The sequence below is a fragment of the Duganella fentianensis genome, assembly GCF_964031615.1.
In the GTDB taxonomy this organism is placed as follows: domain Bacteria; phylum Pseudomonadota; class Gammaproteobacteria; order Burkholderiales; family Burkholderiaceae_D; genus Rugamonas; species Rugamonas fentianensis_A.
Genome location: NZ_CAXIQN010000003.1, coordinates 237,427 through 245,189, shown reverse-complemented (window position 1 = coordinate 245,189; position 7,763 = coordinate 237,427). Strand labels below are relative to the sequence as shown.

Sequence of the window (7,763 nt, the reverse complement as noted above, 5' to 3'; positions counted from 1 at the left end):
GCTTTTTTGCGGAATTCTGTGGTGCCCACGGAGGGACTCGAACCCCCACACCTCGCGGCACATGGACCTGAACCATGCGCGTCTACCAATTCCGCCACGTGGGCACTGATACTGCTTAACAACTCTGCTATTATAACGACGGGGAGAGTATCGCGCCAGATGAACTTTCGTTCCTTACTGCACATCAACCCTGTCTAGCAGTTCCTGCTTTGACTATGTTTTTCAACGTTGTCGCTGCAAGAGACCAAGATTATAGAGGAAATTTTTCGCTTGTCAAAGGCTCGCGCAAAAATTTTTTTAAGTACCTCCGGCCGGAGCCGGGGGCAAATTAGTCTTTCAGGGCGTTTCCAAGTACACTACGGCTGTCGTCATGGCATATATATGCACCTGATGAATTTGCCAGGCCGGATTCCCTCTGAATACTGTCAATATAACCACAGAAATACTTTTGAATCACACTACCCATACCATTCCTAGCCGGGAGGATATTCTCGGCATTTTCCGCAGCGCCAAGGGCCCGCTCGATCTGCGTGCCGTCGCCAAGGCGCTCAAAGTCGCCACCGATGCGCAGGCCGTGCTGTCGCGCCGCCTGAACGCTATGCAGCGCGATGGCCAGCTCGATCTCGATGACAAAGGCCGCTATGCGCTGGTGGCGGAAACGGGCTTTATTGCCGGCCGCGTCAGCAGCCACAAGGATGGCTTCGGCTTTGTCATTCCCGACGAGCCCGGCGAGGATCTGTTCCTGCCCGATAAGGAAATGCAGAAAGTGCTGCACGGTGACCGTGTGCTGGCCCGCGTGGTTGGCACGGATCGCCGTGGCCGCAAGGAAGGCACCATCGTCGAAGTGGTGCAGCGCGCAAATACCCACATCATCGGCCGTCTGCTGAACGAGAATGGCGCGTGGATCGTGGCGCCGGAAGATCAGCGCATTGCGCACGACGTGCTGGTGGAAGGCTCTATCGGCAAGGCCAAGGTAGGGCAGGTGGTCAGCGTGGAGCTGACGGAACAGCCGATGCGCTTCAAGCAGCCGGTCGGCAAGATCGTGGAAGTACTGGGTTCGCTGGACGATCCCGGCATGGAAATTGAAATCGCTGTACGCAAGTTCGGCGTGCCGCATATTTTCTCGGACGCTGCGCTCAAGCAGGCCAACAAGCTGCCCGATGTGGTCAAAGAAGCCGACTGGGGCGAGCGGGTCGATCTGCGTGATGTGCCGCTGGTGACCATTGATGGCGAAGATGCGCGCGATTTCGACGATGCCGTCTACTGCGAGCCGATCAAGGTGGGCCGCAGCAAGGCTTACCGTCTGATCGTGGCAATTGCCGACGTGAGTCACTACGTTAAACCCAACGATGCGCTCGATGCCGATGCGCTGCAGCGTAGCACCTCGGTGTACTTCCCGCGCCGTGTGATTCCCATGCTGCCGGAGAAGCTGTCCAACGGCCTGTGCTCGCTGAATCCTGCGGTCGACCGTCTGACGCTGGTGTGCGATGCCGTGGTGACGGCTAAAGGCGAGATCAAGGCATACCAGTTCTATCCGGCCGTTATCCATTCGGCAGCCCGTCTGACCTACACGGAAGTGGCGGAGATCCTCGGTAACACCAAGGGACCGGAAGCGGCGCGCCGTCCGCAGATCGTGCCGCACCTGCTGAATCTGTACGAGGTGTACCACGCGCTGCTGAAGGCGCGCACGGAACGCGGTGCGATCGATTTCGAGACCACCGAAACCTATATCGTCTGCAACCCGTCCGGCAAGATCGAGAAGATCATCCCCCGTACCCGCAACGATGCGCACAAGCTGATCGAGGAGTGCATGCTGACGGCCAACGTCTGCGCCGCCGATCTGCTGATTCGTCACAAGCATCCGGGCACTTACCGTATTCACGCCAGCCCCACGGTGGAAAAGCTCAAACAGGTACGCACCTTCCTCAAGCAGGTGGGCCTGAATCTGAACGGCGGCGACAAGCCGACGGCCGGCGATTATGCGGAACTGATGCGGCAGGTGAAAGAGCGTCCCGACGCGTCGCTGCTGCAGACCATGCTGCTGCGCTCCATGCAGCAGGCCGTCTACAGCCCAGATAATATCGGCCACTTCGGTCTGGCGTATGAGGCGTATGCCCACTTCACCAGTCCGATCCGCCGTTATCCGGATCTGCTGACTCACCGCGCCATCAAGGCTATTTTGCTGGGCAAGAAATACGAGCCGAAAGTGGCCGATACCAGTGTGCTCAACACCAGTGTATCGAATGCCACCCGCAAGCAGCAGGCCAAGGACAAGGCCGAAGGCAAGGAAAAGAAAGCCGCCGACCTGACGGTGTGGGATGCGCTGGGCGTACACTGCTCGGCCAACGAGCGTCGTGCCGACGAAGCGTCGCGCGATGTGGAAGCCTGGCTCAAGTGCTACTTCATGCAGGATAAGCTGGGCGAGGAATACACTGGCCTGATTACCGGCGTGACCAGCTTCGGCATCTTCGTTCAATTGGATCAGTTGTTTGTTGAAGGCATGGTGCACGTCACCGACCTCGGCGCCGATTTCTTCCAGTACGACGATGCGCGCCACGAACTGCGCGGCGACCGCACCGGTAAAACCTTCCAGCTGACCGACCGCGTGCACGTGCAGGTGGTGCGGGTGGATCTGGAAAGCCGCAAGATCGATCTGCGTCTGGCCGGTATCGATGCGCCAGCAGAAAAAGTTGTGGCACCATCCAAGGCGGACAAGACCAATCTGCGTCCCGGCCCTAGCGTGCCGGCGGCACGTCCCGGTCCGAAGATTGTGCTCAAGGCGGCCAGCAAGGCCGCCGCTGCACCAGCCGCCAAGGGTAAAGGCAAGGCGCCAGCCAAGCCAGCCGGCAAAGCTGCCGGTGCCCACGGCAAGGCCAAGAGTGGCCATAAAACACATGCCGGAGCGAGTGCTGCGGCGGCACCCCGGGCAGCCAAAGCTGCCTCAAAAAGTAAGAAGAAGCGATAAACAATGAAGAATAAAATGATTTTTGGTTTCCACGCTGTGACCTCGCGTTTGCGTCACGAGGCATCGTCCGTGGAAGAGATTTTTATCGATGCGGGCCGTACCGACCGCCGTATGCAGGATCTGGTGGCCAACGCCAAAGCTGCCGGCGTGCGTGTGATGCCTGTCGACTCCTCGCGTCTCGATAAAATCGTCGGCACCCGTCGCCATCAGGGCGTGATCGCGTTTGCCTCGCAACTGTCGCTGGCGCGTAACCTCGATGAACTGCTCGATGCCATCGACGGCCCGCCGCTGCTGCTGGTGCTGGACGGTATCACCGATCCGCACAATCTGGGTGCCTGCCTGCGCGTGGCCGATGGTGTGGGTGCACACGCGGTGATCGTGCCGAAAGACCGCGCAGTAGGTCTGAACGCGACGGCCGCCAAAGTGGCCAGCGGCGCTGCCGAAACCGTGCCATACATCACCGTGACGAATCTGGCGCGTACGCTGCGCGAACTCAAAGACCGCGGCATCTGGCTGATCGGTACTTCCGATGATGGCGATAAAGGCCTGTACGAAGCCGACTTCACGGGGCCGTGCGCGCTGGTGATGGGTTCGGAAGGCGAGGGCATGCGCCGCCTGACGCGCGAAACCTGCGATGTGCTGGTGAATATTCCCATGTTCGGTTCGGTCGAAAGTCTCAACGTGTCCGTCGCATCGGGCGTCTGTCTGTACGAAGCGCGCCGTCAGCGTATGGCACAGGAAGCTTAAACTTCCCGTTCTGCTTGCGGCGGCGCTCCGAGGGAGATGCCGCCGCGTCTCCCCGCTGCGTCCTCCCCGTTTTTTAGCCCGTCCAGCAACCTCGCACTGAATACGCTACCATCGTCGTTTCAGTAGATTTTCCGGTTTCTCTATGTTCCATCGTTTGCGCCAAGACATTAACAGCATCATCGAACGCGATCCCGCGGCCCGTAACGCCTGGGAGGTGCTGACCTGTTATCCGGGCCTGCATGCCATCGTCATGCATCGCTGGGCTTACTGGTGCTGGAATCATGGCATGAAGTGGCTGGGCCGTTTCATCTCGTATATCGCCCGCATCATCACCGGCATCGAGATCCACCCCGGCGCGCAGATCGGCCAGCGCGTGTTCATCGATCACGGCTTCGGCGTGGTGATCGGCGAGACCGCCATTGTCGGTGACGACTGCACCATCTATCAGGGTGTGACGCTGGGGGGGACTTCGCTGCATACAGGTACCAAGCGCCATCCTACGCTGGAGCGTGGGGTGATTGTGGGGGCCGGTGCGCAGGTGCTGGGCGCTTTCACGGTGGGCGAATATGCCAAGGTGGGCTCGAATGCGGTGCTGCTCAAGCCTGTGCCGGCTGGTGCTACGGCGGTGGGTAATCCCGCCCACATCGTGCAGAAGGAAACCAATCTGAGTTCCACCGCGCAGCTGTTCAGCGCTTACGGCGTAACGCCGAATGGCGATGATCCGCTGAGCAAGGCGCTGCATGGGCTGATTAATCACGCCGTCACGCAGGAGCAGCAGATCGAGCGCATACTGGCCACGCTGAAGGCGGCAGGCTTGCACTGTCAGGGCTTGGCCGAATGTGATAAATTGAATTCCGATCAGCTCAACAAGCTGGTGGAATAAGGGAGTATAGATGGAAATGTCGCCTGACGGGGTGGAACTGCTGGACCCCTACGAAATCCGCGTGCTGGCGGTGCTGGCCGAGAAGGAAGCACTGACGCCGGATAACTATCCGCTGTCGCTGAATGCGCTGGTGAATGGCTGTAACCAGCTATCGAGCCGCGATCCGGTGATGTCGCTGTCGGAAGAGATGGTAGCGGAAGTGCTACAGCGGCTGATGCAGGCCAAGTATGTGAACGGCATTACGCAGGCCGGTGCACGCGTCACCAAGTACGAGCACCGCATGCGCATCAAGTGGTCGCTGGAACAGGACAAGCTTGCCGTGCTCACCATGCTGATGCTGCGTGGTTTGCAGACGGCCGGCGAGATCCGCAACCGCAGCGGGCGTCTGCACGAATTCAAGAGCGTGGCCGATGTGGAGCAGGCGCTGCAATTCCTGATCGATAAATATCCGCCGCTGGTGTCGCGCCTGCCGCTGGCGCCCGGCACCAAGGAGCCCCGTTACGGTCATCTGCTGGCCGGTGAAGCAGCGTTGGCGCGGGAAGAAACTGCCGCCAGTCTGGGCGGCTCCGTCAGCACGGGCGGGCAGGGCAGCCGCGTGGCAGCGCTGGAGCAGGAAGTGCAGCAGCTACGCCAGCAGTTCGAGGAGCTCAGTGCGCAGTTTGCCGAGTTCCGGCGCCAGTTCGAATAACCCCTTCCGTCATATCTTCAATGGATGGACAGCACGGCGCGCACGCTGCTGTCCAGCGCCTCACGGTCGATATAGCCTATCAGGCTGGCATCGGCTGCCACCAGTTTTTTCACCGCTTCGCTATCGCCCACCGCCACTGGCGGCTGCGCCCTGCCAGTGAACAGCATGCGTGCCCAGTGGGCATTCATCTGGGCCGGGCCTTTGCCCGTGGTCTTGCGGTAGAAGCTGTCGCGGATGCCGGCACCTTCGCTCTGGTCTAACGGCACGGCTTTGGCGCCGTTGGGGAAGTCGTTATTCTTGCCGAGGAATAGATCGACCGCCTGTTCGTTACTCAGGCTGCGTACGGGATTTTTGGCCGAAACGATGACGATGATATCTGCCCGCGCGGGCAGGGCTAGAAGCACTGGCAAGATCAGGCAGGCGAGCAGGCTAGGCAGGGCTTTCATGGCGGCCTCCCTAGAACACGAAATCCGTCAGTACGCTGACGACGTTGACCTTGCCGCCCGCCTTGGTGCCGGGTGCCACGTTCTGCAGCGTGCCGAACGAATGGTCGTTGAGGCGCAGGTGATCCCACTGGAACTTCACATCGATGTTGCGGTGTACATCCCAGCGTACGCCGGCAGCATAGGTATGCTGGCCTACTGGTGCTTGTCCCGTATCGGAAATCGGTCGCAACTCGGACAGCGTGACATAGGGCGCGAAGTCGCCCACCCGTACCCCGCCATTCAGATACCAGGCCGCGCGGGTGATCTTCAGATTGCTGGCGTTGAAGTTGATGGCCTTGACCCATTCGGCCGAAGCGAACCACGGTCCCGGATCCCACGCCACGCCCAGCGACATGAACTTGCCCAGCGGCGGGTTCTGGTTATCCACGCGGCGCTGCTGGTAAGCGGCGTGGACCGTTAGCGGGCCTTGTTCGAAACGCTCGAAGATGCCCGCCACGTCAGTCGAATGGACGTTGATCGAGCGGGTGTTGGTGACGGTGCGTTTACCGTACAGGATAGAAACGGTATTGACGAAATTGCTGTCGCTGTAGCGGTAGGTAGCATCGACGCCATCGCTCTCGCGCAGCGCCAGCAGGCGGTACACCTCGGTCGGCGGACGTGCGGTGATATTGCTGTAGCCGATTTTGCGCGAATCGGAAGCCATGAAGCTATCGAGACCGATGCGGCCGACCCGCACACTGAGTGCCGGCGTGATGGCGTAGCGCAGGTTGGCCCAGTTGACCATGGGCGTGTAGGTGCCATCCCAGCGATATTCGCTGACGACTTGCAGCACGGCCGACAGGCTGGGATTCAGATTGGCCGTCAGTTGCAGGCCGAGCCGGCTATCCACATCATTGGCCCATTCGTGGCTGCGCCCCGTGCCTTTGGGCTGCAGATTGTCGAACACGAAATCGGCGCCCCGTTCGCTGGAACGGGCAAAGCCTAATGTGCCGAAACCGTTCAGGGAAAGCGCCGCCGGTGCCGAGGCGCCGGGCTGCAGCAGCGTTGCTGGCAATGTCACCGGCAGTGTCGCTTCTTCGGCATGGCAGCTAGCAGCCAGCGGCAGCATTAGCACCAGTGCCGGCGCCAGCACGGCCAGACGGACAGAGTAGGCAGTCATTGTAGATAGCGCTCCAGCATGGTCTCGAAAGTATGGTTCTTTTCCAGCCGTTTCAGTCCTGCATTGAGTTTCTGCAGCAGGCCGGTCGCTTGCGGACTATCGGCTGCAACACCGAAATACAGCTCCTGCGTGGCGGCGCCGGGCAGCGACTGCTGTACCAGCGTGCCATCGACCAGCATGCTGCGCAATCGCGGGTTGACCAGATACTGGCCCGCTATGGTTTCGCGGTTGGAGATGAACAAGTCGCAGCGGCCCAGATGCAGCTTGTTGATCAGCTGTTCGTAGCCTATGGTGGTGCCGCGGTCGACGCTACTGGTGGCGATGCCGTAAGCTTCGAAACGGTAGCCGCCCATGCCGCATACGTGGTAGTTCTGCAGTTCGCTCAGCCGTGCCAGATGGATGCCGGCGGGCCGTGCCCGGCGCGAGGTGTAGTAGGCATTGTGCAGGGTGTAGTACGGGCTGCTGGTCTGCAGCGCGTTGGACAGACCGTCACTGGCACTGATGTTGAGGGCAATCTGCACCTGCTGGCTGGCCACCTGCGCCATGCAGCGCGCCCATGGCAGCAGCTGCACTTCGATCTGCCAGCCGTTGCGTTCGGCAATGCTGCGCAGCAGGTCGACACTGGCGCCGGTGATGTTGCTGCTCTTGCTGCCGTTGATGCGTTCGGCGTAGACAAACGGCGGCATCTCGGCCTGATCGGCACAGGCGCGCACCAGCTCGGCATGGGCCGGTAGCTGGAATAGCGCCAGACAGACTGCTGTCAGTACAGGTAGCCGCATACGACTTTCTTGTCATAAGTACGATGTTGCGATCATTCTAACAAGATTGGCTTGCTTAGAAGAACTTTCCTGCCAATTCTGTTGCTTAATTCTGCT

7 protein-coding genes and 1 tRNA gene are annotated in these 7,763 nt (G+C 60.3%); 4 read left to right on the top strand and 4 right to left on the bottom strand.

All coding sequences use genetic code 11. The features are described from left to right. Window positions 1-19: 19 nt before the first annotated feature. Window positions 20-104: transfer RNA gene (locus ABNT42_RS01925), tRNA-Leu, on the bottom strand. Between the two features lie 344 nt (window positions 105-448). Here ABNT42_RS01925 and rnr point away from each other — a divergent pair. From rnr to ABNT42_RS01905, 4 genes are all read left to right on the top strand, one after another. Continuing rightward, the gene (gene rnr, locus ABNT42_RS01920; protein WP_348693278.1) at window positions 449-2,965 is read left to right on the top strand and encodes a ribonuclease R; all 2,517 of its coding nucleotides are present in this window, start codon (window positions 449-451) and stop codon (window positions 2,963-2,965) included. A gap of 3 nt (window positions 2,966-2,968) precedes the next feature. Next, window positions 2,969-3,712: a 23S rRNA (guanosine(2251)-2'-O)-methyltransferase RlmB gene (gene rlmB, locus ABNT42_RS01915; protein WP_155433700.1), complete on the top strand. Its 744-nt coding sequence runs from the start codon at window positions 2,969-2,971 to the stop codon at window positions 3,710-3,712. A 142-nt stretch (window positions 3,713-3,854) separates the two neighbouring features. Beyond that, complete coding sequence (cysE, locus tag ABNT42_RS01910) at window positions 3,855-4,595, top strand: serine O-acetyltransferase (protein WP_348693275.1); 741 nt, start codon at window positions 3,855-3,857, stop codon at window positions 4,593-4,595. Window positions 4,596-4,605: 10 nt separating this feature from the next. Continuing rightward, on the top strand, window positions 4,606-5,283 hold the full coding sequence (locus tag ABNT42_RS01905; RefSeq protein ID WP_348693272.1) for a YceH family protein: 678 nt from the start codon (window positions 4,606-4,608) through the stop codon (window positions 5,281-5,283). Window positions 5,284-5,300: 17 nt separating this feature from the next. On the opposite strand, the gene ABNT42_RS01900 is transcribed toward ABNT42_RS01905, so the two are convergent. From ABNT42_RS01900 to ABNT42_RS01890, 3 genes are read right to left on the bottom strand one after another with little or no spacing between them, the layout of a single operon-like run. Continuing rightward, a complete protein-coding gene (locus tag ABNT42_RS01900; protein ID WP_348693269.1) occupies window positions 5,301-5,729 on the bottom strand; it encodes a phosphate ABC transporter substrate-binding protein in 429 nt (142 codons plus the stop codon). 10 nt (window positions 5,730-5,739) lie between these two features. Next, window positions 5,740-6,888, bottom strand: coding sequence for a hypothetical protein (locus ABNT42_RS01895; protein ID WP_348693266.1), 1,149 nt, complete (start codon window positions 6,886-6,888; stop codon window positions 5,740-5,742). Further along, window positions 6,885-7,667, bottom strand: a complete 783-nt coding sequence (locus ABNT42_RS01890; RefSeq protein ID WP_348693263.1) for an ABC transporter substrate-binding protein — start codon at window positions 7,665-7,667, stop codon at window positions 6,885-6,887. The genes ABNT42_RS01895 and ABNT42_RS01890 overlap by 4 nt, the downstream gene beginning before the upstream one ends. Window positions 7,668-7,763: the final 96 nt, after the last annotated feature.

Excerpts from the sequence above, each read along its gene's own strand:
- rlmB (WP_155433700.1), top strand. The coding sequence starts at position 2,969 with ATGAAGAATAAAATGATTTTTGGTTTCCACGCTGTGACCTCGCGTTTG.
- cysE (WP_348693275.1), top strand. The coding sequence starts at position 3,855 with ATGTTCCATCGTTTGCGCCAAGACATTAACAGCATCATCGAACGCGAT.
- ABNT42_RS01905 (WP_348693272.1), top strand. The coding sequence starts at position 4,606 with ATGGAAATGTCGCCTGACGGGGTGGAACTGCTGGACCCCTACGAAATC.
- ABNT42_RS01900 (WP_348693269.1), bottom strand. The coding sequence starts at position 5,729 with ATGAAAGCCCTGCCTAGCCTGCTCGCCTGCCTGATCTTGCCAGTGCTT.
- ABNT42_RS01895 (WP_348693266.1), bottom strand. The coding sequence starts at position 6,888 with ATGACTGCCTACTCTGTCCGTCTGGCCGTGCTGGCGCCGGCACTGGTG.
- ABNT42_RS01890 (WP_348693263.1), bottom strand. The coding sequence starts at position 7,667 with ATGCGGCTACCTGTACTGACAGCAGTCTGTCTGGCGCTATTCCAGCTA.